The organism is Micromonospora sp. NPDC047762 (genome assembly GCF_043204655.1).
In the GTDB taxonomy this organism is placed as follows: domain Bacteria; phylum Actinomycetota; class Actinomycetes; order Mycobacteriales; family Micromonosporaceae; genus Micromonospora.
Genome location: NZ_JBIDCQ010000008.1, coordinates 371,739 through 395,524 on the forward strand (window position 1 = coordinate 371,739; position 23,786 = coordinate 395,524).

The following is a 23,786-nucleotide window of genomic DNA, read 5'->3' on the forward strand; positions in this document are numbered from 1 at the left end:
CCGCGCCGATTGACCCGGGTGGCACCCTTGAGCCTGTGCGGGTGCTGGTGGTGGAGGACGAGGCCCGGTTGGCGGCTGCCCTGCAACGGGGTCTCCAGGCGGAGGGGTTCGCGGTGGACGTGGCGACGACCGGCCCGGCGGGCCTGGACGCGGCCCGGCACGGCGGGTACGACGCCATGATCCTCGACGTGATGCTGCCCGGCCTCTCCGGGTACGAGCTGGTCCGGCGGCTGCGCGCGGAACAGCACTGGCTGCCGGTGCTGATGCTCTCCGCCAAGGACGGCGAGTACGACCAGGCCGACGGCCTCGACTGCGGCGCCGACGACTACCTGACCAAACCCTTCTCGTACGTGGTGCTGCTGGCCCGGCTCCGGGCCCTGCTGCGTCGGGGCGCGCCGGAGCGCCCGACCGTCCTCGCCGTCGGTGACCTGCGGTTGGATCCGGCCCGTCGACGGGTGACCCGGGCGGACACCGAGGTGGCGCTGACCGCGCGGGAGTTCGCGTTGCTGGACTACCTGATGCGCCGGCCGGGCCAGGTCGTCTCCAAGGTCGAGTTGTTGGACCACGTGTGGGACGCCAGCCTGGAGACCGCGCCGAACGCCGTCGAGGTGTACGTCGGCTACCTGCGCCGCAAGCTCGGCCGGGACCGGCTGGAGACGGTCCGGGGTGCCGGCTACCGGCTGGCGACGTGACCGCCGACGGCCCGGCCACCACCCGTCGGGCCAGGCCCGGTTGGATGCCGGTCCTCGGGTTGCGCGGGCGACTCATGGCGATCGGTGTGGTCGGTCTCACCATCGGGCTGGCCGTGGGCGGGGTGGTGTTGCTCGGCGCGCTCGGCTTCGTACTCCAGCGCACTGTCGACACCGAGGCGTTCCGCACCGCCGACGCGGTCGCCCTGCTCGCCGCCGAGGACGCGCTGCCCGACCCGCTGCCGGTGGCCGGCGGGCAGGTCCGCGTTCAGGTCGTTGACGGGCAGGGACGGATCCGGGCGGCCTCGATCGACGCGGACCGTCTGGTGCCGATGGTCCGCCCGGAGCGGCTGAACCGCGACGGTCGGCAGCGGCTTGAGGTGCCGGCCGAGCGGGTCGGGCTCGTCGGCCCGGTCCGGGTGGTCGCCGTACCCGCCGGCACCGCGGCCGACCCGCTCACCGTGCTGGTCGCCCGCTCGATGGCCGACGTGCGGCACAGCACCCACGTGGTCCGGACCATCCTGCTGGTGGCGTTCCCGCTGCTGGTCGCCGTGCTGGCCGGGGTGGCGTGGCGGGTGGTGGGGGCGACCCTGCGGCCGGTCGAGGCGTTACGTCGAGGTGCCGAGGAGATCACCGGGAGGGCCGGCGCCGGCCGGCTGCCGGTGCCGGCGTCGGCCGACGAGATCCACCGTCTGGCGGTCACCCTCAACGGCATGCTGGGCCGGCTGGAGTCCGCCCGCGTCCGGCAGCGGGCCTTCGTCTCCGACGCCGCGCACGAGCTGCGCAGCCCGTTGACCAACATCCGGACGGAGCTGGAGGTGGCCCAGCACCTCGCCGACCGGACGGACTGGACGGCGGTGACGGCCAACCTGCTCGCCGACACCGAGCGGTTGAGCCGCCTGGTCGACGATCTCCTGTTGCTGGCCCGCCTGGACGAGACTCCGCCGACCCGGGGGACCGGCCCGGTGGAGCTGGGCACGTTGCTGACCGAGGTTGCCGCCCGCTACCCGTCGCCGCCGGTGCGGGTGACGCCGCCGACGGGCCCGCTCTGGACGATCGGCACCGTCGAGGAGTTGCGTCGCGTGCTGGCCAACCTGGTCGACAACGCGGTACGGCACGCGCACGGCAGCGTCGTGCTCGCGGCCGAGGCGACGTCGCTGGGCGAGGCGGTGTCGACGGCCGGCGCGATGTCGACGGCCGGGGCGGGGCTCGGGCCCGGCGTTGGGGCGTACCACCTGGTGACGGTGACCGACGACGGCCCGGGGATCGCGGTGGCGGACCGGGAGCGGGTCTTCGACCGGTTCACCCGGCTGGATGACGGACGGGCCCGCGACGACGGGGGCGCTGGCCTGGGGCTGGCCATCGTCCGGGAGTTGGTCCGACGCGCGGGCGGCAGCATCACCCTGACCGACGCGCCGGAGCAGCGAGGCCTGCGGGTGTGCCTGCTGCTGCCAGCGTTGCCGGCCGAGGACGGCCAAAGGTAGACGGTCCGTGACGGCGTCCTCCCCCCAAACCGCCCACCGATGCCCCTTTGCTCTGCACCCGCGGATGCGACAGCTACGCAAAGTGATCATCGCCGACGCGTGCTGTAGCGGCAGTCGCGACGTTTCAGCTGCTCATCCGAAGTGGTGCGTATAGGTAAGCAGAGCAAAGCCTGGGCCGGAGTTGTGGGCGGGGCGTCGGGTGTGACGGCGTGTCACGGCGGGTTCGCCAACGGGTAGCCCACGCTGAGTGAGGTCTGCGGGGCGTAGCCGGCGGGCAGTGGCGGGCAGGGCGGGGCAGTGGCGGGCGGGGCGTGGCGGGCGGGGCGTGGCGGGCGGGGCAGAGGCTGGCAGGTCAGCGGCGGCGGGTGCAGACCTGCTTGGACCGGGCCACGGTGTCGGTGGACCAGGCGACCGCGACGGTGAAGCAGAAGTCGTTCGTGCGGTTGAGCGCGTAGATGACGAAGCTGGTGGTGCCGGCGGGCAGCGTCGCGAAGATGTTGTGGGCCTGGCCGGTGCGACCGCCCGCGATGACCACCGGGCCCTCGCCGCCAGCCGGGTAGGTCCAGTTCAGCGCGATGCTGTCCCGGGTGTCGCGCAGGGTCACCGCGCTGGGTGGGGTGCCGGGCGGGGCCGCGGCGGCAGCCGACGTGGGTGCCGTGCCGCCCGGGGCGGGCGCGGTGCTGGCCGGCGCGCTGGCGGTGGGGGAGGCGCTGGCCGGCGGCGGGGTCGGTTCGTCGTCGCCGTCGACCCGGGCCACCCCGGCGATCACCGCTGCCGCGCCGAGGAGCACCACGACCACACCGGCCACCAGCACCGGTACCAGCCGGTTGCGCTGCTCCGGCGGCGCGCGGTGCACGGGCACCGGCAACAGCCGCGACGGCGTGTACGGCTCGACCTGCGCGTACGGGTCGGGCCGGGCGTACGGGTCGGAGGGTTGCTGCTGGTCGGACGGCGGGTTCGGGTCGTGCGACCCGTACGGGTCGGCGGTGCGGTGCAGCCGGTACACCCCGGGCTGCTCCTCGGTGCCGCCGGCCAACCCGACCACCGACGGGGGCACCGGAGGGTCGGTGGGGTGGGGCGAGAGGTCGTCCGCCGGGTCGGACGACCATCTGCTGCCCATCGATCCGACCGCCTCGTCGGAGGGCAGCCGGGGGTTCGGCACCGCCCCGCCGTGGTGGGCCGCGGCTGCCTGCGGGTGGTAGCCGGATTCGGCTGGCCCGTCGTCATGCGGTGGGACGCGGGCGGCCGGCACGATCGGAGTGTCCCGAGCTGTGGGCGGGTTGTCGGCGCAGGCATGGTCGGGATTGGCCGCCGCCCGGGCCAGGGCCGCCACCTGGGTGGCCAGTGGGTCGTCGGCGGGCAGGTGCTGCCGGCACAGCTCGCGGGCGAGCGCCAGGTTGTCGTGTGCCTCGGCGAACTGCCCGCAGTCGCGCTGCATGGCCCCGAGCCGCGCCAGCATCTTGATGCCGCTGGGGTGGCCGTCGCCGTACACCTCGCGGTGCAGCTCCCAGGCGTCCTGGAGGCGGTCGCGGGCCACAGTGCACTGGCCCCGCGCGTATTCGACGGTGGCGAGGTCGGCGTGCGCGGCGAGCACCCGCAGTGACTCCGGGCCGTCCTGTGCGGTCAGCTCGATGATGACTTCCTGGTAGAGCCGCGCCGCCCGGGAGTGGCTGCCGACCCGGTGCAGCACAGCGGCCAGAGTCGCCGCCGCGGCCACCGTGCGCGGGTCGGCGCGGCCGTGCAGGCGGGTGGTGGCCGCGTACGCGAAGGCGGCCCACCCCCGGGCCGAGTGCGGCTCGCCGAGGGCGATCAGCACCCGCGCCTGAAGGCTGGCCGCCTCGGCCAGCTCGGGCGTGGCGTTGGCCGGGCGGGGGTCGGCGTCGGTGAGCGCGTCGGACAGCAGTTGCTGTGCGCCGGCAAGATCGCCGGAGGACACGAGGTGGTGCGCCTGATCAGTCAGTTCACCGAAGCCGGAAGACACGCCCCATCGTGCTCATTCGACGACGGTAAGTACAAGACCCGCGCCGGTGTCGATTGGTCAGGATCCGGTCATATGCTCGGCCAGGGTCTCGCTGATCCGGCGTAGCTGATCGACCTGGGCGGGGCTCAACGCGTCGAACAGGTGTCGGCGTACCCCCTCGACATGGCCGGGTGCGGCGGCCGCGAGGGTGGCGAAACCCTCGTCGGTGAGCAGCGCGATCTGCCCGCGCCGGTCGGTGGGGCAGTCCTCGCGGCGCACCCAGCCGGCGGCCTCCAGCCGCGCCACGGCGTGCGAGAGCCGACTGCGGGATGACCCCGCGGCCTGCGCCAACTGGCTCATGCGCAGTTGACGACCGGGGGCCTCGGAGAGCTGGACCAGGATCTCGTAGTACGCGTGCGGCATGCCCGCGTCGCGTTGCAGCTCACGGTCGAGGGTGTCCATCAGCACCCTGGAGGCGGTGAGGTACGCGCGCCAGGTGCGCTGCTCGTCGGGGTCCAACCAGCGGGTCATGACCGCCATCATACCCCCGATAGTTGAATGCTCAACTAAACCGCGCTACTCTCGGGTCATGGGTATCCACCGGCTCAACCACGCGGTCCTCTACGTCAGTGACCTCGCCCGCAGTGTCGCGTTCTACAGCGACGTGCTGGGCTTCCGCCCGGTGGCGATGACCCCGGACGGCTTCCGGGGCGCCACCTTCCTCCAGGCCCCCGACTCCACCAACGACCACGACCTCGGGCTCTTCGAGATCGGCGCCGGCGCCGGTCGGTCGACCGCCGGCCGGTCCACCGTCGGCCTCTACCACCTCGCCTGGGAGGTGGACACGCTCGACGAGCTGGCCGCCACCGCCGAGCGGCTCGCCGCGGCCGGCGCACTGGCCGGCACCTCCGACCACGGCACGACGAAGAGCCTCTACGGCAAGGACCCGGACGGCCTGGAGTTCGAGGTGGTCTGGCTGATCCCGGCCGACCTGCTCGACGACACCGCTCTGGCCGCCCGCAAGCAGATCGGTCGGCTCGACCTGAACGCCGAGCGGCAGCGTTACGGCGGGCAGACCCGGGGCGGGGTGGGGATCTCCGTCCCGGTCTGACCGCTCGTAGGGTAGAACGGACCGATGCCGACCGACCGGACCACTGATTTCCTCCGCGAGCTGCTGGTCCGCCAGTTGACGACCTGGCTGCCCGCGGCCCTGCACCGCTCCCGGCGGGCCACCGTCGCGCTCGCCGGGGTGGACGCGGCAGCCGCCGAGGCCGCGCTCCGGTTGGTCGGCGGGCACGGCGACCAGGTGCGCGGCCGGCAGGTGACGGTGCTGGTGCTGGCCGACGGCGCGCCGGAGCTGCCGACCCGGCTTGGCCCGATCGAGGCGGAGCTGCCCGCCGAGGTCACCGTGCACCTGCTCCCCGGCGACGCCTACCGGCTGCCGGTCGCGGTGAAGGCCGCCGGGGCGGCCGGCGCGCCGCTGTTCTCCTTCGTGGACCTGCCCGGCGCGGTGACGCCGAAGGTGCTCACCGCCGCGGCCAACGGCCGGACCGGTGAGCTGCTGCTGCACACCGGCGACAGCGCCCGGGACGTGCTCGCCTCCGCCGGCTTTCCCCTGGTCGCCGAGGTGGCGCCGGTGCTGCCCGACGGGGAAGCTGCCGGTGTTGTCGCGTTCGGCAGCCGCTCCGACCGGAGTCTGGAGGCGGTGCGCGAGGCGCTCTGGGCGGTCGGCGCGCAGTTCGACGTACGCTTCCGCGACCCACTCGACCCGACCGGCACGACTGTCGACGTGGTTGGCGAGCCCGACCTCGAACCGCTGGCCCACGAGTTGCTGGCCGAGCTGCGGGCGGGCGGGCCACGGCTGGTCACCGAGCTGCGCCGGCACACCCTCGCCGCGACCGTCTACCGTGCCGCCGACGCCAACCGCGCCCTCACCACCCTGCTCGACGCCGGCGCCCTGAGCCGCGACCGCGAAACGGGCCGCCTCGCCGGCGACGAAACCATCAGAGCAACCCCCTAACCCGCCCCGCCCCCGCCCCCGCCCCCGCCCCCGCCCCCGCCCCCGCGATCTTGCACTTTCTGCGGTGACACAAGGGGCATCCCTCGCGAATCGGCAACAGAAAATGCAAGATCGCGGGGGACGGGCGGGCGCGCGGGGGGCGCGGGGCGCGCGGGGGCTGGGGTGGGGTGCGCAGACGCCGAGCGGGGTGCCGGTGAATCACCGGCACCCCGCTCGACTCCCGGGATGATTACGACCGGGACTTGTCCTGCTTCCAGGAGAGCGGACCCGGCAGGTCGACCCGGTGCGCACGCGCCTTGGAGTTCCAGGACCAGCGACCGATCTTGATGCTCCACGAGGAGAAGCCGTTCTCGGTGAAGTTCAGGATGATCGGACCGTACTTCTTGCGCTTGCGAAACATGAGGCCCATCGGAGGTCTCCCCTCGTCACCGTTCCCTGCCGTGTCGAGATCGAACATTCCCGAACCGGCGACTGTTGAAACCCTCTCGCCGTCCGTCCTGGACAGTCGCCGAGCGGGCATCGCAATCTCTATCCAACAGATAGGTGTTGCGGCACGGTAAACGCTGGCTGGGGCGCTTTGTAACATCGTCAGCGATAGAAGTCTCATCTTCTGGAAGGCCGTTGACCGCTCGATCCGATCCCGGGCAGCATGGGGTCATGTCGCAGCGGGATGAGCTTCTCCTCACCGCTCGTGTGCACGTCGACCTGGTCCGGCACGCGAGCGCGCTCTGTTGAGCTGACCGGTCCATCCGGCTCGGCTCCAGCGCCGCACTCCCACCGCCCGCCCGCTCAACGCGGAGCAGCGTGCCCGCACGCCCTCATCCGGGCGTCCCCGCTTCCATCCTGGACAGATCAGGAGACTCCTCATGTCCCCACCCCGTCGTGCCATTCTGCGTACCCTCGCCGCCGTTGCCGCGCTGGTCGCGCTCACCGCCACCGCCGGCTGCGGCGGTGACGCGGCAGCCGACGGCGCCCAGGCCAGCGAGCTGCGCTACCAGGGCTCGGTCGGCCAGGTCACCCTCCCCGAACTCGCCGCCGACCTCGGCTACCTCGGCGACGTCAAGCTCAACTGGATCGGCAACGTCACCGGCGGTCCGCAGGACATCCAGGCCACGGCCACCGGGCAGAGCGACTTCGGCGGCGCGTTCAACGGCGCCATCGTCAAGCTCGCCGCCGCCAACGCCCCGATCACGGCCGTGGTCAGCTACTACGGCTCGGACGCGCACACCTTCCAGGGCTACTACGTGCTCGACGACAGCCCGGTCCGCGGCCCCCGTGACCTGATCGGCAAGAAGGTCGGCATGAACACCCTCGGCGCGCACGCCGAGGCCGTGCTCAAGACCTGGCTCGCCCGCGGCGGGCTCACCCCCGCCGAGATCAAGCAGGTCGAGCTGGTCGCCCTGCCACCTGTCAACACCGAGCAGTCGCTGCGGCAGCAGCAGATCGACGTCGCGGTGCTCGGTGGGGTGATCCGGGACAAGGCGGTCGCCGGTGGCGGCATCCGCACCATCTTCACCGACTACGAGCTGCTCGGCGCCTTCAGCGGCGGCACCTACGTCTTCCGCGACGACTTCATCAAGCGCAACCCGGAGACCGTCAAGGCGTTCGTCACCGGGGTCGGCAAAGCCATCGAGTGGGCCCGCACCCAACCCCGGGAGACGGTGGTCGCCCGGATGCGGGACATCATCGGCAAGCGTGGCCGCAACGAGGACCCGTCGCTGGTCGCGTACTGGAAGAGCAGTGGCGTCGCCGGCCGTGGCGGTGTGATCGGCGAGCAGGAGTTCGCCACCTGGATCGACTGGCTCGCCGCCGAGGGCGAGCTCAAGGGCGACCGTCCGAAGCCCGGCGACATCTACACCAACCGGTTCAACCCCTTCGTGGACGGGGGGAACGCGTGAGCACCGACAAGATCCTCTTTGATCGCGTGAGCAAGACCTTCCCGGTCCGCGCCAGCCGGCGTGGTGGCGCCGGCGCGGTCACCGCGCTGGACGAGGTCACCCTCGGGGTACGCCCCGGCGAGTTCCTGGTCGTCGTCGGCCCCAGCGGCTGCGGCAAGTCCACGTTGCTCGACCTGCTCGGCGGGCTCACCGAGCCGACAGCGGGACGGGTGCTCGTCGACGGTCGGCCCGTCACCGGTCCGGGCCTGGACCGGGGCATCGTCTTCCAGCAGTACGCGTTGCTGCCCTGGCGCACCGCCGCCGGCAACGTCGCGTTCGGCCTGGAGGCCAAGGGGGTGCCCCGCGCCGAGCGCGCCGCCCTGATCGAGCACCACCTCGACCTTGTGGGCCTGCGCGGCTTCGCCGACCGCTACCCGCACGAGCTGTCCGGCGGGATGAAGCAGCGGGTGGCCATCGCCCGCAGCCTCGCGTACGACCCGGATGTGCTGCTGATGGACGAGCCGTTCGCCGCCCTGGACGCGCAGACCCGCGACTCGTTGCAGGACGAGCTGGTGCGCATCTGGGCCCGCACGGGCAAGACCATCGTGTTCATCACCCACGGCATCGACGAGGCCGTCTACCTGGGTCAGCGGGTGGCGGTGCTGACGTCCCGGCCCGGGCGGCTCAAACAGGTCATCGACATCGACCTCGGCGACCGGGACGCTGTCGAGGACGTGCGTTCCACCGACGCGTTCCGCCACCACCGCCACCAGATCTGGACCCTGCTGCGGGACGAGGTGCGGGCCGCCCAGGCAGCCGAGAGCGCCACCGGCAGCCGCTCCGCCCACACCGGAACAGTTGGTGCTCGTACTCCCGTCGTCGCCGGAGCGGACGCGCGGCGCGCGGTGCCGGCGGCGGCCCACACCGAGGAGGCCCGCGTTGGTTGACATCGCCGAACGTCCCACCCGGCTGGCGGCCCCGGCGGCCGTGCCGGACGCGGCGGCCGCCGCCGGACCCGCGGCCGGCGGGCTTGCCGGCCGGCTGCTCGGCGTGGGTGGAAAGGTGCTGCACCGCAGCGTCGCGATTCTCGCTCTGGCCGCGATCTGGGAGGGCGCACCTCGGCTCGGGCTGGTGGACCGGGTCTTTCTGCCGCCGCTGTCGGAGGTGCTGGTGGCCTGGTGGGAGTTGCTGCGCAGCGGGCAGCTCGCCGAGCACGTGGGCGCGAGCCTCACCCGGTCGTTGGCCGGGCTCGGCCTGGCGGTGCTCACCGCCATCCCGGTCGGGTTGCTGATCGGCTGGTACCGGCCGCTCGCCGAGTTGCTCAGCCCGCTGCTGGAGGTGTTCCGCAACACCGCCGCGCTGGCCCTGCTGCCGGTGTTCGTGCTCATCCTCGGCCTGGGGGAGACCTCCAAGATCGCCCTGGTGCTGTACGCGTGCTCCTGGCCGATCCTGCTGAACACCATCGCCGGGGTGAAGGGCGTCGACCCGCTGCTGATCCGGTCGGCCCGCTCGATGGGGCTCAACCACCTGCGGCTGTTCCAGAAGGTGATCCTGCCGGCCGCGGTGCCGACCATCTTCACCGGCGTCCGACTGGCCGGGGCGTACTCGATCCTGGTGCTTGTCGCGGCCGAGATGGTCGGCGCGAAGGCCGGGCTCGGCTACCTCATCAACTACGCGCAGTACAACTTCGCGATCGCCGACATGTACTCCGGGATCATCACGATCTCCGCCATCGGCCTGGTCGTCAACCAGCTCCTCGTCGCCCTCGAACGTCGCTTCTCCACCTGGCGCGTCGACGTCTCTGCCGGATAGGACGGACACCAATGACCCGCACCCTGCACCTCAACGCGTTCCTGATGGGCGTCGGCCACCACGAGGCCGCCTGGCGGCACCCCCGCACCGACCCGCGTCGGGTCACCGACGTACGCCACTTCCAGGAGCTGGCCCGGATCGCCGAACGCGGCACCCTCGACTCGCTCTTCCTCGCCGACGGTCTCTCGGTCGGGCCGAACCCCCGACACAACATCCAGGCCGTCTTCGAGCCGCTGACCCTGCTCGCGTCGCTCGCCGCGGTGACCGAACACATCGGTCTCATCGCGACGGTCTCCGCCACCTACAACGAGCCGTTCCACGTGGCCCGCAAGTTCGCCTCGCTGGACCACCTCAGCGGCGGTCGCGCCGGCTGGAACATCGTCACCTCCGCCCAGGAACGCGAGGCGGTCAACTTCAACCGGGACAGCCACCCCGAACACGCCGACCGTTACCGGCGGGCCGCCGAGTTCGTCGACGTGGCAATCAAGCTCTGGGACAGCTGGGAGGACGACGCGTTGGTCTTCGACACCGGCGCCGGGGTGTTCGCCGACACCGACCGGGTGCACGAGGTGGCGCACCGCGGGCCGGAGTTCCAGGTCCGTGGCCCGCTGAACATCCCTCGGGGGCCGCAGGGCCGACCGCTGCTGGTGCAGGCCGGCTCGTCGCCGGACGGCATCGCCTTCGCCGCCCGTTACGCCGAGGCGGTCTTCACCGCGCAGCAGACCCTCGCCGACGGGCAGAGCTTCTACGCCGAGCTGCGCCGACAGGTCACCGCCGCCGGTCGGGACCCGGACCTGGTGAAGGTCCTGCCCGGCATCGCGCCGGTGCTCGGCGGCACCGAGGCCGAGGCGCTGGCGCTCGCCGCCGAGCTGGAGGAGCTGATCGTCCCCGACTACGCCCTCGCCCAGCTCTCCGGGATGCTCGGCATCGACCTGACCGGCCTGCCGCTGGACGGACCCCTGCCGGAGCTGCCGGCCGCCGGCACCGTGCAGGCCCACCAGAGCCGCTACCAACTCGTCACCGAGCTGGCCCGCCGGGAACAGCTCACCATCCGCCAGCTGATCGGCCGACTCGGCGGCGGTCGGGGTCACCGGGTCGTCGCCGGTACGCCGGAGCAGATCGCCGACCAGATCGAGCTGTGGTTCACCCAGGGCGCCGCCGACGGGTTCAACATCATGCCGCCGCACCTGCCCGGCGGGCTCGCCGACTTCGTCGACCACGTGGTGCCGGTGCTGCGCTCCCGTGGGCTGTTCCGCACCGAGTACACCGGTCGGACGCTGCGCGAGCACTACGGCCTGCCCCGACCGGCCAGCGCGTACGCCGCGTCGACCCTGGTGCCGGCATGACCACCGTGGAGCGCCCCTCGGCGGACATCGCCGAGCTGCGACCGGTGAACCCGGACCTGTTCCGCGCTCTGCTGCGGCGGCAGGCCAGCACCGTCACGGTGGTCACCGCTGTCGCCCGCGGCACCGACCCCGCCTGCCTCGGTGGGATCGGCGCGCCCATCCGGGCGGGCTTCACAGCGACCTCGTTCACGTCGGTCTCGCTGGACCCGCCCCTGGTCTCGTTCTGCCTCGGGGTGGCGTCGTCGAGCTGGCCGGTGCTCGCCCGCGCCGAGCACGTCGCCGTGCACCTGCTGGGCGCCGGGCAGCGGGAGGCCGCCACTGTCTTCGCGACCAGCGGTATCGACCGGTTCGCCGCGTACCCGGACTGGACGTCCGGACCGTTCGGGGTGCCGCTGCTCGGCGGGGTGCTGGCCCGGCTGCTCTGCCGGGTGGTGCACCGGGTCCCGGCCGGCGACCACACCCTGGTGATCGCCGAGCCGCTGGCGCTTGGCGACGGCGGTGACGGTGCCCCGCTGCTGCACCATCGGGGCGGCTACACCACGGCTGCGCCAGCGTGAGCGCAGCCACCACGGCCGACCTGCTCGCGCTGGACCGGGCCGCCCAGGACCTGCTGTTCCGGGCGGCCCGTACGGCCGACACGTTCACCGACGAGCCTGTCACCGACGCGCAGATCGCGGCGATCCACGACCTGATCCGGTACGGGCCGACCGCGTACAACGGTCAGCCGTTGCGGGTGCTGCTGCTGCGTTCGCCGGAGTCCCGGGCCCGGTTGTTGCCGTTCGTCTCGTCGAGCAACCGGGCGAAGACGGCCAGCGCGCCGCTGACCGCGATCCTCGCCGCCGACGTGGACTTCCACGAGCGGCTGCCCGAGCTGTATCCGCACCGTCCGCAGGCCCGGGACTGGCTGGCGGACCGGGCGGCGCGCGTCGAGCAGGCCCGATTCAGCGCCACCCTGCAGATCGGCTACCTGATCGTCGGTGTCCGCGCGGCGGGTCTCGCCGCCGGTCCGATGGCGGGTTTCGACGTCGCGGGCGTCCAGCGGACGTTCTTTCCCGACGGTCGGCACGAGGTGCTGCTCCTGCTCAACCTCGGGCACCCGGGCCCGCACACCGGGCCGACACGTCTGCCCCGGCTGGACACCTCGGAGGTGATCCGCACCCTCGACGGCTGAGCGGACAACGGGACCGCCCCCGGCGCCGGCGTGGTGCCGGCGCCGGGGGCGGAAGGTTGCCGGTCAGGCCCCCTTGACCCAGTCGAGGGTGAAGCGGGCGAAGAAGATCCCGCCGGTGTTGCCCACCTCGTACAGGTTTCCGATCGTGCCGTCGTTGAGGACGGCCATCGTGGAGTAGCCCGCGCCGCCCGGTTTGACCAGTGCCCGCGCCGGCCAGCTGGCACCGTCGTCGGTGGAGAGCCGGACGGTGAGGTCGTTGCGCGCGGCCGGGGCCGCGTTGTTGCTGAACAGCGCGGTGCGGGTGCGCGTCGGCGCGCCGTTCGTGCCCACCTCCGACGGGCGCAGGTACGAGATCTCGTCGGCGTTGCAGAGCGGATCGGTCAACACCGCGCTGGCCGTGGCCGCGCCGAACGTCACGCCACCGTCGGTCGACGTCGAGTAGAAGCGGCTGGGGGTGCTGTTGTGCCGCATGTTCTGCACGATCGCCCCGGTGCCGCGCTCGATCGCCTTGCTCTCGTTGATGTTCCCGCCGGCGGGGCCGCCGCGCTTCCACGTCACGCCGCTGTCGTCGCTGTAGATGTTGCCGGTCTGGGTGAGACCCGCCCCGTCCCGGTAGACGAACGGCTGGATCAGGCGCCCGGTGCTGGTCTGGATGCCGTGCCCGGAGGAGAAGAACGCCTGCTGCCAGGTGGGGACCTTGATCGTCGGGTTCAGCTCCACCGGGGCGCTCCAGGTGGCACCGTTGTCCCGGCTGGTGATGTATTGCAGGTGGAGGCTGTTCGGGTCGTTGGCGGTGTTGAGACCGGAGGAGCCGGACCAGAAGCTGATGCCCGGCTTGGGGGAGTAGGTGTAGAAGCAGTAGACGGTGCCGGTCCTGCGGTCCACCAGCAGGCTCGGGTCGCCCGCTCCCTCGCTCGTGGTGGCGGGGGCGTGGATGATCCGCGGCTGGTCGAAGGTGCGGCCGCCGTCGGTGCTGCGGGTCATCGCGATCTGGATGTTGTTGGTGCCGCCACCGAGGTCGTACGAGCCGTTGATCCGGGCGTCGGCGACGGCGATCACGGTGCCGTTGTTGGTGACGGCCATGCCCGGGATGCGGACCGAGGCGGACGTGCCGTCGTAACGGCCGTTGGGCCCGTTGAGGTTGCGGATGACGGACTGCGTGCTGATGACCGTCGTGGCGTTCATCTGCGGGGTGCCGGCGGCCAGGCCGCAACCGGCGGTGCCCCGCAGGGTGCTGTCGAAACCGGGGGCGGTGACCCGCAGGGTGTACGCGGTGCCAGCGCCCACGGTCCAGTAGTGCAGGTAGTTGCCTCCGGCGGCGATGCTGCGGGTCCACGGGGACCCGGTGCGTCCGGCCCAGGTGACGGTGAAGTCCCGGGCGGTGGTGGTGCGGTTCTCCAGCGCGAGCTGGAGCCGGCCGGCCGTGCAGTCGTAGCTGGCGGCCGCGGACATGCCAGTGCCACAGTGGAAGATGCCGGCCGAGGTGTCGTCCAGGCCGGTCGGGGTGGTCGTGCGCAGGGTGTACGCCGTGCCCGCCGGGAGGGTCCAGTACAGCTCGCTGCTGCTGCTGCCGGCGGCGACCGTCCGGGTCCAGGGCGAGTTGGTGCGGCCCGGCCAGGTGACGGTGAAGGTCTGCGCGGTGGTGCTGCCGTTGGTGAGCCGCAGGTTGAGGCGGCCGGTCGTGCAGTCGGAGCTGGCGGTCGTGCTCACACCGGCGGGGGCGGCGTGAGCTGGCGTGGTGGGCAGGATCGCCAGCACGCCGAGGACGGCGGCCAGGAGCGCTGTCATTCGGCGCGGTAGTGCTCGGACAGGAGACACAGGATTCCTTCCGGGGGACGGGGGTGCGCACGGGGGATGTCAGGCATAAGACGTCGGATATCTGATGTCGGGACGCTAACCGGACGTCGCACTGGTCGTCAATAGATCGACGCGGAGCGGTGCGTGACGGCGTTGCCGTCCGGGGTGGACCCTGCGGTCACGACGTCTGTCCGAAGGGGACTCCGCCCGACGGGCTCTCCGGCTCCACCGCCCGGGCCCGCACCTGGCGCGGTGTCACCCAGGAGGGCGCCGTCAAGTGGCGGGCACGCCCAGGTCGGCGAGCAGCACGGGATGCGGGACGAGCGCCCGGTCGGCGGGCACGGTCAGCGTCACCGGGCGCGGCGACAGTCTTATCTGCACGAAGCACAATGGACACTTATTCGCCGTGCGTTCCGTGGAGCGTCGACGGCGGTGCCGGTTTCAGGGCTGCGCGATGCGGGCGATGCTCGTCCGGATGGGCGCGTAGTGATCGGCGATGGCGGCCTGCAGGTTCGCCACGTCGCCGGCGGCGATCGCGTCCACGATCGCCCGATGACGATGGGCGGTGATCACCCGGTCCTCCGGCTCGGTCCGCAGCGTGGGGGCGACGATGGCCTGCACCTGCCAGAACGCCGCGGTCAGCTGGAGGATCAGGTCGTTGCCGAGGGGTTCCAGCAGCTTCACGTGGAAGGCCCGGTCGACGTCGAGGAAGTCCTTGCCCTGGGCGGCCAGACTCTCCATCTCGTCGGCGAGGGTGGAGAGAGCGGCCTGGTGCTCGCTGTCGAGAACGGCGATGACCTGGGCTGCGAGGCCCTGTTCGAGGGTCTGCCGGACGTCGACGACCTGCCCCAGCACGTGATGGTCCTCCTCGCCGCTGAGCAGGCCGCGGAAGGTAAGACCCTCCACGAGGGCGGCGAGGGACATGCGGCCGACGAAGGTGCCGTGGCCGTGCCGCACCTCGACGATGTCGAGGGCAGAGAGGATCTTGACGGCCTCGCGGACGCTTGAGCGGCTTGCGCCCACCGCCTCACACAGCTCCGCCTCGGTGGGCAGAATGTCTCCCGGCTTGAGGCGGTTGCGCAGGATGTACTCCTTGATCTTGGCCCCCACCTCCTGCCGGCGGGGACCTGGGCGCTCCGCACCGCGTAGCGGGGACGCGTCAATGGTCGTCATCTGCCACTTGCCCTTCGTTCACGGATCTGACACTCTCACCATATCGGCATCAGATGTCTGACGTCAGACCCCATTATCTTCGAATCCCTCAGCGCGAGCGGTAAGCGAGCGCATGAAGAGCCTATGGAGGCAGCTACGTGAGCACCACCGTTGAGCCAAGGGAGAGTCGGCGCCGCCCCCCGCGCCGGTTCCGTTCGTTGGCCGTCGCGTCCACCGCGGCAACCCTCGCTCTCGGACTGGTCGCCTGCAGCGGCGGCCCGGCCTCGACCAACGCCGTCGAGGGAAGCGGGGGGAAGACGTCGATCGAGACCACCCTCGCGTTCACCCTCTCTAGCGGGTTCGACCCGGCGAACGCCTCGTCGGCGGTGGCGACGGCGGTCAACCAGCACACCTTCGAGGGTCTGATCGATCTTGACCCGGTTACCCGGGAACCATACCGCGCACTCGCCAAGGAAGACCCGGTGGCCAGCGCGGACGGGCTCACCTACACCGTGGCGGTGCGTGACGGAGCCAAGTTCTCCGACGGCACCCCCGTCACCGCCGAGGACGTCGCCTGGTCCTTCACCCGCGTGCTGAAGCCGGCCGACCCCAAGGCCCCGCCGCTGATGCAGGGGTTCGTGTCGTTCATCGACTCGGTGACGGCCAAGGACGCGACGACGGCCGAGTTCAAGCTCAAGTACCCGTTCGCCCTGTTCGCGGAGCGGATCGCCGTCATCAAGATCCTGCCGAAGGCGAAGACCGCGGACGCGGCCGCGTCGAAGGTTTTTGACACGGCGCCGATCGGCTCCGGCCCGTTCAAGTTGGACAGCGCGTCCAAGGAGTCGGGTGTCAAGCTCAGCAAGAATCCGAACTACAACGGCCCGCGTCCGGCCAAGGTCGAGACGATGACCTGGAACACCACCTCGGAGGCTTCCGCCCGGGTGTCCGACCTGCAGGGCGGCCGGGTCCAGGCCATCGAGTCGGTGCCGTACCTGAACGTCGACTCGCTCAAGGACAAGTACACAGTCGATGTGAAGCAGGCCTTCAACCAGGTCTTCCTCATGTTCAACTCGTCGGCGGCGCCGTTCAACGACAAGCGGGTGCGACAGGCGCTGCACTACGCGATCAACAAGGACGAGGTCATCAAGACCGCCCTCAACGGCTATGGCAGCCCGGCGACGAGCTACCTGGACGAGGGCAACAAGGACTACCAGAAGGCCGCCACCGTCTACGACTACAACCTGGAGAAGGCCAAGAGCCTGCTCCAGGAGGCCGGTGTCACGAACCTGTCGTTCCAGCTCGACACCACTGACAACTCGGTCGTGAAGGATGTCGCGCCGCTGGTCATCGAGCAGTGGAAGAAGATCGGCGTCACCGCCAGCCTCAACACGGTGCCGTCCTCGGCCATCTACGGCGACATCGTTCCGAAGGACACCTTCCGGGTGCTGATGGCCACCGGTGACCCCAGCGTCTTCGGCGTCGACACCGACCTGCTGATGCGCTGGTTCTACTACGGCGAGACCTGGCCGGGGCAGCGTTACCGGTGGAGCGCCGCGGACCGCAAGGCCATGGCCGACCTGCTCGACAAGGCGGCGCAGACCTCCGACGAGGCGGCCCGCAAGGCTCTGTGGAAGCAGGCCCTGGACAAGGTGGCCGAGGAGGCCCCCCTGTACCCGATCCTGCACACCAAGGTCGTCACCGCGTACGACCCCGCGAAGCTCTCCGACTTCTCGGGTGCGTCGACCACCGGCCTGTACTTCCTGGGCGCCAGCCGAAAGGGCTGAGCTCCACCTCGGGGGCCCCACCCTGGCCCCTCCGCGTCCCGCCCGGCCCTCAGTCCCTGGGGCTGGGCGGGACGTCCCGGCGGCCCTCGACGAGAGAAAGACACCATGCTGAGCGTTCTGAGCCTGGTCGCGCGACGACTCCTGACCCTGATACCCCTGGTGCTGGGCATCACGATCTTCGTCTTCGTGATCATGCAGTTCTCCCCGATCGATCCCGCGCTGTCCGTCCTGGGCGATCAGGCGACCCCCGCGCAGGTGGCCGCGTTCAAGGCCGCCAACGGTCTCGACGACCCGCTGCCCCTGCGGTACCTGCACTTCCTGGGCGACCTGCTCCGGGGCGATCTCGGCGTGACCTTCCCGCCGTCCGTCCCGGTCGCCGACAAGATCGCCACCGCGCTGCCGCTGACCATCCAGCTGACCGCCCTCGGTATCGTCGGCGCGCTGGTCATCGCGTTGGCCCTCGGCATCCCCGCCGCGCTGTACCGGGACCGCTGGCCCGACCAGGTCATCCGGTTCGTCTCGATGGCCGGTATCGCCATGCCGTCGTTCTGGCTGGCTCTCCTGCTCATCCAGGAGCTGTCGGTCCGCCGCCCCGTCTTCCCGACCGGCGGGTACGTCAACCCCGGCGACTCGTTCTCCCTCTGGCTGCAGTCCCTCGCCATGCCGGCGCTGGCCCTCGCCGTGCCGGTCGGCTGCTCACTGGCCAGAATCGTGCGGACGTCAATGGTCGAGGAACTCGACAAGGACTACGTGCGGACGGCGATCGGCGCCGGGCTGCCGCCCCGCGTGGTGGTCGGACGCAACGTGCTGCGCAACGCGCTGGTCAACCCGCTCACCGTGCTGGGCCTGCGAATCGGCTACCTGCTGGGCGGCACTGTCGTCATCGAGGCCATCTTCTCGCTGCCCGGCATGGGCACCCAGATCATGAGCGCGGTCCAGCAGAACGACACCGCCCTCGCCCAGGGAACCGTGCTGACGATCGCCATCTGCTTCGTCCTGGTGAACCTGGTGGTCGACATCCTCTACCTCTTCGCCAACCCTCGACTGCGCGGAGCCCACTGATGCGTCGAACACTCACCGCCAGGCTGTCGGCTCCCGGCATCGCCTTCAAACGGCTCAGCGTCACGGCTCGGGTCGCACTGAGCTTCGTCCTGCTCATCGTCGTGGTGGGCATCTTCGCGCCGCTGATCCTGCGACACGACCCCGCGCAGGCCGGGCTCGGCCCCGCGCTGACCGGCCCGAACGGCGACTACTGGTTCGGGCTGGACAAGCTCGGACGCGACGTGTTCTCGCGGCTGGTCGCCGGCACCCGGCGTTCGTTGATCGTGGGCTTTGGCAGCGCCGGCATCGCCCTGGTGATCGGCGCGATCCTGGGCGCGCTGGCCGGAACCAGCCGGCCCGCTGTCGACGAGGTGGTGATGCGGTGCCTCGACGTCGTCATGGCCTTCCCCGCCATCGTGCTCTCCGCCCTGCTGATCATCTCGTTCGGCAAGAACAGCCTCCTGGTCCTCGTGGTTGCGATCGGTTTCGTCTTCGTGCCCTCGATCGCGCGCATCGTGCGCGCCAACGTGCTCTCGCAGTACCGCGAGGACTACGTCGCGGCCGAACGGATCATCGGCGCGCGGCGACCGCACATCCTCTGGCGGCACATCCTGCGTAACTGCGCCGCCCCGATCCTCGTCTTCGTCACCGTCATGGTGGCCGACGCCATCGTGTTCGAGGCATCGCTCTCGTTCATCGGTGGCGGGCTGGCACCCCAGGAAGCCGCCTCCTCGTGGGGCTCGGTCATCGCCTTCGGCAAGGAGATGGTGCAGATCGGTGGCTGGTGGGCCACGTTCTTCCCCGGCCTGCTGATCCTGCTCACCGTGCTCGCCCTGAACGTGCTCTCCGAAGGGATGTCCGACGCCTGGGCCGCCCCGGCGGCGCGGCGTGCCACCGCCACGAAGATCGGGGACGCGCAGGAGGAGGCGCAGCCCGGCTCCGGTGAGGTGGTGCAACTGCCCGGCCTGGCCGAGGCCGCGCAGCGGCTGCGCGAGCGCGCCCGCCCCCTCCCGGACGGGGAGCCCGTCCTGGAGGTCCGGAACCTGTCGATCGGGTTCGAGGGACGCCACAGCGGCGTCGACATCGTCGACGACCTGACCTTCGACATCCGCCCCGGTGAGGTCCTCGGCCTGGTGGGGGAGTCCGGCTCCGGCAAGTCGCTGACCTCCCTCGCCGTGATGGGCCTGCTGCCGCAGGGCGCCCGGGTCCGCGGCGAGGTCCGCTTCGCGGGCACCGACCTGCTGACGGTGAGCACCAAACGACGCCGTGCCCTGATGGGGCGCGAGATCGCGATGGTCTACCAGGACGCCCTCTCGGCCCTGAACCCCTCACTGCGCATCGGCCCCCAGCTCGCCCAGATGACCAGCCGTGGCGGCACGCGGTCGGCCCAGGAGCTGATGGAGCTGGTGGGCCTCGACGCGCGGCGCACCCTGTCCGCGTACCCGCACGAACTCTCCGGTGGGCAGCGGCAGCGCGTGGTGATCGCCATGGCGCTGTCGCGGGATCCGCGCCTGATCATCGCTGACGAGCCGACCACCGCGCTGGACGTCACGGTCCAGGCGCAGGTCATGGAGCTGCTGCTGCGGCTGCGCGGCCAGCTCGGCTTCGCGCTGATCCTGGTCAGCCACGACCTCGCGCTGGTCAGCGACGTCGCGGACCGGGTCGTGGTGATGTACGGCGGGCAGATCGTCGAGAGCGGTGTCACCGCCGACGTGGTCGGCGCGCCGGCGCACCACTACGCCCGAGGTCTTCTCGGTTCTGTGCTCTCCCTCGAGGCCGGCGCGGAGCGGCTCACCCAGATCCGCGGCGTGGTGCCGTCGCCGGCCGACTTCCCATCGGGCTGCCGGTTCGCTGATCGCTGCCCCATGGCCACCGAGGTCTGCCGGGAGGAGACGCCCCGTCTGGAGGGCGTTCCCGCCCACCGGTACGCCTGCCACCACCCGGCCGTCACCGTCAGGGAAGGGGAGCTGGCCCGATGAGCGCGTCAGTCCCACACCAGTCGATCGTCGAACTGCGCGACGTGCACGTGGTGCATCGCACCCGAGGTGGTGGCCTGTTCGGCCGCGAGCGGGTGTATGCCCTCACCGGCGCGGACCTGACCGTGCGTGCCGGCGAGACGATCGGTGTCGTCGGCGAGTCCGGCTGCGGCAAGTCCACGATGGCCAAGGTGCTGGTGGGCCTCCAGCGGCCGACGAGCGGCACTGTTGCCTTCTCCGGCAAGGACGTCTGGTCGATGAACGCGGCGGAACGCCGACTGCACATCGGCGCCGGCGTCGGCATGATCTTCCAGGATCCGGCCACGTCGCTGAACCGGCGCATGCCGGTCCGCGATATCCTGCGCGACCCGCTCGACGTGCACCGTCGCGGCACCCGCAAGGAGCGCGAGGAGCGGGTCAGGGAGCTGATGGCGCTGGTCGGGCTGCCCCGGTCGGTCGCCGACGTGCTGCCGAGCCAGCTCTCCGGCGGCCAACGCCAGCGGGTGTCCATCGCGCGTGCCCTGGCCCTGGAGCCAGGGCTGGTCATCGCCGACGAGCCCACCAGCGCCCTCGACGTGTCGGTCCGGGCGCAGATCCTCAACCTGCTCCTGGACCTCAAGGAGCGTCTGGACCTGGCCATGGTCTTCGTCTCGCACGACATCCAGACGGTCAAGCGGATCAGTGACCGCGTGGTCACCATGTACCTCGGCCGGATCGTGGAGCAGGCGCCCGCCGCCGGGCTCCCCGAGGTCGCCCAGCACCCGTACACCCGGGCGCTCTTCTCCGCCACGCCGGGGCTGCTCTCGCCACTCGACCCGATCCCGCTCGTCGGCCCCGTTCCACTCGCCACGAAACCGCCGACCGGATGCCCGTTCCGCACCCGGTGCTGGAAGGCGACCGACGGCTGCGCCATCGAGATGCCGCCGGTCCGGTCGGGCGACGGCGGTGCCGGTGCCCACGAGTTCCGGTGCTACCACCCCGTTCCTGCTGGATCCAGCAACACAGAGCTGGTCGAACTCGCCAGAGCATCGACCGGCCGCACCACCCCCCTACACGTCAAGGAGTCAGCGTGACCACCCCAGCCCCGCGGTTCGCCGGAGTCGTGCCGCCGGTCGTCACCCCCCTGACCGAGGAGGGGGCGGTCGACGTCGCCTCCCTTGAACGGCTCGTCGAGCGGATGCTCACCGCCGGCGTCGACGGCATCTTCGCCCTCGGCAGCTCCGGCGAGACGGTGTTCCTCACGGACAGTCAGCGGGACCAGGCTCTCGAAACCGTCGTGAAGACCGTCGGCGGGACCGTACCCGTCATCGCGGGCTGCATCGAGCCGACCACCCGGCGGGTCCTCGACCGGGCCGACGCGTCGACGCGCCTGGGTGTCGACGGCCTGGTGGCCACCGCCCCCTTCTACGCCATTGTCGGCCCCCACGAGGTCGAGCGGCACTTCCGGTCCCTCGCCGCTTCGGTCGAGCTTCCGCTGCTGGCGTACGACATTCCGGTCTGCGTGCACACCAAGCTGTCGCCGGGCCTGCTGAGCCGACTCGCCGCGGAGGGCGTCCTCGCCGGCGTCAAGGACTCCAGCGGTGACGACGTCTCCTTCCGCCAACTGGTGCTGTCCATCGCGGAACACGCGCCGAACGCCGGCTTCAGCCTGTTGACCGGCCACGAGGTGGTGGTCGACGCGATGATGCTCGCCGGCGCCTCCGGTTCCGTCCCCGGCCTGGGCAACGTGGACCCGGAGGGCTACGTGCGGCTCCACCGGGCCTGCGTGACCGGCGACTGGGACACTGCCCGCGCGGAGCAGGACCGACTGACCCGGTTGTTCCGGATCGTCGACGCGGCCGACCCGGCGACGGCGGCAGGGGCGACCCGGGGCGTGGGCGCGTTCAAGACCGCTCTGGCCCTGCTCGGCGTCATCGACAGCAACGCCGTGTCGCTTCCGCTGCGACCGCTCGACGCCGATGAGGCGAGCCGGGTGCGTGCCCAGTTGGAGCTGGCGGGGCTGCTCTAGCCATGTCCGAGGCACCCGAGCCCCCGGTCGTCGACGTGGCGGTGGCCGCGCTCGACATCGGGGGCACCAAGACGGCCGCTGCCATCGTGACCCGCCACGGCGAGGTCATCGACAAGATCACCGTCCCCACCCCCGGCCGGGCCGGGGCGACCGCCATCATCGACACCGCAGCCGACCTCGTCGGTCGGCTGCGGGCGAGGGCGACGGGAACCCGCATCCGTGCCCTCGGCGTCGGTAGCGCCGGGGTGATCGACCACCGGACGGGTCGGGTGCTGTCGGCCACCGACGCCCTGGCCGGTTGGGCCGGCACGGACCTGAGTGGCCGACTGCGGGCACTGCTCGACCTGCCCGTCTCAGCCATCAACGACGTGCACGCGCACGCCCTCGGTGAGGCGCGGCACGGCGTGGCGGTCGGCCACCAGACGATGCTCTTCATAGCGGTCGGCACCGGTATCGGCGCCTCGTTCGTCGTCGACGGCACCGCGCTGACCGGCGCCCACTCCGCCGCCGGCCACGCCGGCCACCAGCCCTCGCCGTACGCCGGACAGTTGCCCTGCACCTGCGGCGGGCGGGGGCACCTGGAGGCGATCGCCTCCGGGCCCGCTCTCACCGAGGAGTACGTGCGGCGTACCGGTCAGCCGGTCGGCGACCTGCGCACGGTGGCCGAGCGCGCGGCGGACGGTGACGCCACAGCCCGGGAGGTGGTCCTGCTGGGTGGGGCCGCCGTCGGCTCGGCGGTCGGCGGGCTGGTCAACATGCTCGACCCCGCTGTCGTCGTCATCGGCGGCGGTGTCGCCGGCCTCGGCGACACCTGGTGGCAGGCACTCCGGGGCGCCGTGCGGCGGGAGACGTTGCCCAATCTGGACGACGTGCCCGTCCTGGCCACGGCCCTCGGATCGGACGCCCCACTTCTCGGCGCCGCCGCACTCGCCTGGGAGGGCACCGCATGAACAAGCTGATCGCACAGCTCCGCCACCGCCTCGTCGTCTCCTGCCAGGCGTACCCCGGTGAGCCGATGCGCAGCCCGGACACGATGCGCCGGGTGGCCCTCGCCGCCGCCCAGGGCGGTGCCGCCGGCATTCGCGCCCAGGGCCTGGCGGACATCGCGGCCATCCGGGGGGCGGTCGACCTGCCGCTGATCGGTCTGTGGAAGGACGGGGACGACGACGTCTTCATCACCCCCACGCTGGAGCACGCGCTGTCGGTGGCCCGGGCCGGCGCGCACGTCGTGGCCCTTGACGGCACCGCGCGGCCCCGGCCCGACGGCCGAACCCTCGGTGACACCATCGCCGCCGTCCACGACCTGACCGGGGCTCTGGTGATGGCCGACTGCTCCACCCTCGACGAGGGGGTCGCCGCCGCTGCGGCGGGTGCCGACCTGGTCGGCACCACACTGGCCGGCTACACCGCGTACACCACCAAGCAGCCCGGCCCCGACCTGGACCTGGTCGCCCGGCTCTCCAGGTCGATCGACGTGCCGGTGGTCGCGGAGGGTCGGATCCACACACCGGCCCACGCGGCGCAGGCGCTGCGGGCCGGGGCGTGGACGGTGGTGGTGGGCACGGCGATCACCCACCCCAGCACCATCACCGGGTGGTTCACATCGGCGATGGCGAACGCCGGCCGGTAAGCGGTCGGAGCACGAGCCGTCGGGCCGCGGTTCCGCGTC

At 71.7% G+C, this 23,786-nt stretch carries 23 protein-coding genes; 18 read left to right on the forward strand and 5 right to left on the reverse strand.

Annotated elements, in window-relative coordinates; translation table 11 throughout:
• The first annotated feature begins 35 nt into the window (after positions 1-35).
• A complete protein-coding gene (locus tag ACGF3C_RS25035; RefSeq protein ID WP_355007020.1) occupies positions 36-692 on the forward strand; it encodes a response regulator transcription factor in 657 nt (218 codons plus the stop codon).
• A gap of 74 nt (positions 693-766) precedes the next feature.
• Positions 767-2,173, forward strand: a complete 1,407-nt coding sequence (locus ACGF3C_RS25040) for an ATP-binding protein (RefSeq protein ID WP_357228322.1) — start codon at positions 767-769, stop codon at positions 2,171-2,173.
• Between the two features lie 352 nt (positions 2,174-2,525).
• Here ACGF3C_RS25040 and ACGF3C_RS25045 read toward each other — a convergent pair whose 3' ends face one another.
• Positions 2,526-4,154 (reverse strand): tetratricopeptide repeat protein, encoded by a 1,629-nt coding sequence (locus ACGF3C_RS25045; protein WP_393225632.1) that lies wholly within the window; start codon positions 4,152-4,154, stop codon positions 2,526-2,528.
• Between the two features lie 57 nt (positions 4,155-4,211).
• On the reverse strand, positions 4,212-4,673 hold the full coding sequence (locus tag ACGF3C_RS25050) for a MarR family transcriptional regulator (protein ID WP_357201485.1): 462 nt from the start codon (positions 4,671-4,673) through the stop codon (positions 4,212-4,214).
• Positions 4,674-4,722: 49 nt separating this feature from the next.
• Between ACGF3C_RS25050 and ACGF3C_RS25055 the strand changes: the two genes are divergently transcribed.
• Both ACGF3C_RS25055 and ACGF3C_RS25060 read left to right on the forward strand, forming a co-directional pair.
• Positions 4,723-5,244, forward strand: a complete 522-nt coding sequence (locus tag ACGF3C_RS25055) for a VOC family protein (protein WP_357201482.1) — start codon at positions 4,723-4,725, stop codon at positions 5,242-5,244.
• A gap of 24 nt (positions 5,245-5,268) precedes the next feature.
• On the forward strand, positions 5,269-6,153 hold the full coding sequence (locus ACGF3C_RS25060; protein ID WP_393225635.1) for a hypothetical protein: 885 nt from the start codon (positions 5,269-5,271) through the stop codon (positions 6,151-6,153).
• A gap of 229 nt (positions 6,154-6,382) precedes the next feature.
• On the opposite strand, the gene ACGF3C_RS25065 is transcribed toward ACGF3C_RS25060, so the two are convergent.
• Positions 6,383-6,562 (reverse strand): DUF4236 domain-containing protein, encoded by a 180-nt coding sequence (locus ACGF3C_RS25065; RefSeq protein ID WP_030333600.1) that lies wholly within the window; start codon positions 6,560-6,562, stop codon positions 6,383-6,385.
• A gap of 248 nt (positions 6,563-6,810) precedes the next feature.
• Here ACGF3C_RS25065 and ACGF3C_RS25070 point away from each other — a divergent pair, with 248 nt between their 5' ends.
• The 7 genes from ACGF3C_RS25070 (at position 6,811) to ACGF3C_RS25100 (ending at position 12,359) form a co-directional block, all read left to right on the forward strand.
• The gene (locus ACGF3C_RS25070) at positions 6,811-6,888 is read left to right on the forward strand and encodes a putative leader peptide (RefSeq protein ID WP_349881247.1); all 78 of its coding nucleotides are present in this window, start codon (positions 6,811-6,813) and stop codon (positions 6,886-6,888) included.
• A 131-nt stretch (positions 6,889-7,019) separates the two neighbouring features.
• Entirely contained in the window at positions 7,020-8,051 is a 1,032-nt protein-coding gene (locus tag ACGF3C_RS25075; RefSeq protein WP_393225638.1) for an ABC transporter substrate-binding protein, read from the forward strand.
• The gene (locus ACGF3C_RS25080; protein WP_393225641.1) at positions 8,048-8,977 is read left to right on the forward strand and encodes an ABC transporter ATP-binding protein; all 930 of its coding nucleotides are present in this window, start codon (positions 8,048-8,050) and stop codon (positions 8,975-8,977) included. Before ACGF3C_RS25075 ends, ACGF3C_RS25080 begins: the two co-directional genes overlap by 4 nt.
• Complete coding sequence (locus ACGF3C_RS25085; RefSeq protein ID WP_393225644.1) at positions 8,970-9,842, forward strand: ABC transporter permease; 873 nt, start codon at positions 8,970-8,972, stop codon at positions 9,840-9,842. Before ACGF3C_RS25080 ends, ACGF3C_RS25085 begins: the two co-directional genes overlap by 8 nt.
• Before the next feature lie 11 nt (positions 9,843-9,853).
• A complete protein-coding gene (locus ACGF3C_RS25090) occupies positions 9,854-11,188 on the forward strand; it encodes an LLM class flavin-dependent oxidoreductase (protein WP_393225647.1) in 1,335 nt (444 codons plus the stop codon).
• Entirely contained in the window at positions 11,185-11,745 is a 561-nt protein-coding gene (locus ACGF3C_RS25095; protein WP_393225650.1) for a flavin reductase family protein, read from the forward strand. The genes ACGF3C_RS25090 and ACGF3C_RS25095 overlap by 4 nt, the downstream gene beginning before the upstream one ends.
• The gene (locus tag ACGF3C_RS25100; protein WP_393225653.1) at positions 11,742-12,359 is read left to right on the forward strand and encodes a malonic semialdehyde reductase; all 618 of its coding nucleotides are present in this window, start codon (positions 11,742-11,744) and stop codon (positions 12,357-12,359) included. Before ACGF3C_RS25095 ends, ACGF3C_RS25100 begins: the two co-directional genes overlap by 4 nt.
• Positions 12,360-12,422: 63 nt before the next feature.
• Here ACGF3C_RS25100 and ACGF3C_RS25105 read toward each other — a convergent pair whose 3' ends face one another.
• Positions 12,423-14,147, reverse strand: coding sequence for an exo-alpha-sialidase (locus ACGF3C_RS25105; protein WP_393225656.1), 1,725 nt, complete (start codon positions 14,145-14,147; stop codon positions 12,423-12,425).
• A gap of 450 nt (positions 14,148-14,597) precedes the next feature.
• On the reverse strand, positions 14,598-15,329 hold the full coding sequence (locus ACGF3C_RS25110; RefSeq protein ID WP_357227644.1) for a FadR/GntR family transcriptional regulator: 732 nt from the start codon (positions 15,327-15,329) through the stop codon (positions 14,598-14,600).
• Positions 15,330-15,466: 137 nt separating this feature from the next.
• Here ACGF3C_RS25110 and ACGF3C_RS25115 point away from each other — a divergent pair, with 137 nt between their 5' ends.
• The 7 genes from ACGF3C_RS25115 (at position 15,467) to ACGF3C_RS25145 (ending at position 23,747) form a co-directional block, all read left to right on the forward strand.
• The gene (locus ACGF3C_RS25115) at positions 15,467-17,092 is read left to right on the forward strand and encodes an ABC transporter substrate-binding protein (protein ID WP_357227646.1); all 1,626 of its coding nucleotides are present in this window, start codon (positions 15,467-15,469) and stop codon (positions 17,090-17,092) included.
• A 105-nt stretch (positions 17,093-17,197) separates the two neighbouring features.
• Positions 17,198-18,154, forward strand: a complete 957-nt coding sequence (locus tag ACGF3C_RS25120) for an ABC transporter permease (protein ID WP_124859013.1) — start codon at positions 17,198-17,200, stop codon at positions 18,152-18,154.
• On the forward strand, positions 18,154-20,112 hold the full coding sequence (locus tag ACGF3C_RS25125; protein WP_393225660.1) for a dipeptide/oligopeptide/nickel ABC transporter permease/ATP-binding protein: 1,959 nt from the start codon (positions 18,154-18,156) through the stop codon (positions 20,110-20,112). The genes ACGF3C_RS25120 and ACGF3C_RS25125 overlap by 1 nt, the downstream gene beginning before the upstream one ends.
• Positions 20,109-21,182, forward strand: coding sequence for an ABC transporter ATP-binding protein (locus ACGF3C_RS25130; RefSeq protein WP_357227652.1), 1,074 nt, complete (start codon positions 20,109-20,111; stop codon positions 21,180-21,182). The genes ACGF3C_RS25125 and ACGF3C_RS25130 overlap by 4 nt, the downstream gene beginning before the upstream one ends.
• Positions 21,179-22,117 carry a dihydrodipicolinate synthase family protein gene (locus tag ACGF3C_RS25135; protein ID WP_112677052.1) on the forward strand — a complete coding sequence of 313 codons (939 nt, stop codon included), beginning with the start codon at positions 21,179-21,181 and terminating at the stop codon, positions 22,115-22,117. The genes ACGF3C_RS25130 and ACGF3C_RS25135 overlap by 4 nt, the downstream gene beginning before the upstream one ends.
• A gap of 2 nt (positions 22,118-22,119) precedes the next feature.
• The gene (locus ACGF3C_RS25140) at positions 22,120-23,067 is read left to right on the forward strand and encodes an ROK family protein (protein ID WP_393225663.1); all 948 of its coding nucleotides are present in this window, start codon (positions 22,120-22,122) and stop codon (positions 23,065-23,067) included.
• Positions 23,064-23,747 (forward strand): N-acetylmannosamine-6-phosphate 2-epimerase, encoded by a 684-nt coding sequence (locus tag ACGF3C_RS25145; protein ID WP_357261999.1) that lies wholly within the window; start codon positions 23,064-23,066, stop codon positions 23,745-23,747. Before ACGF3C_RS25140 ends, ACGF3C_RS25145 begins: the two co-directional genes overlap by 4 nt.
• Positions 23,748-23,786 lie beyond the last annotated feature (39 nt).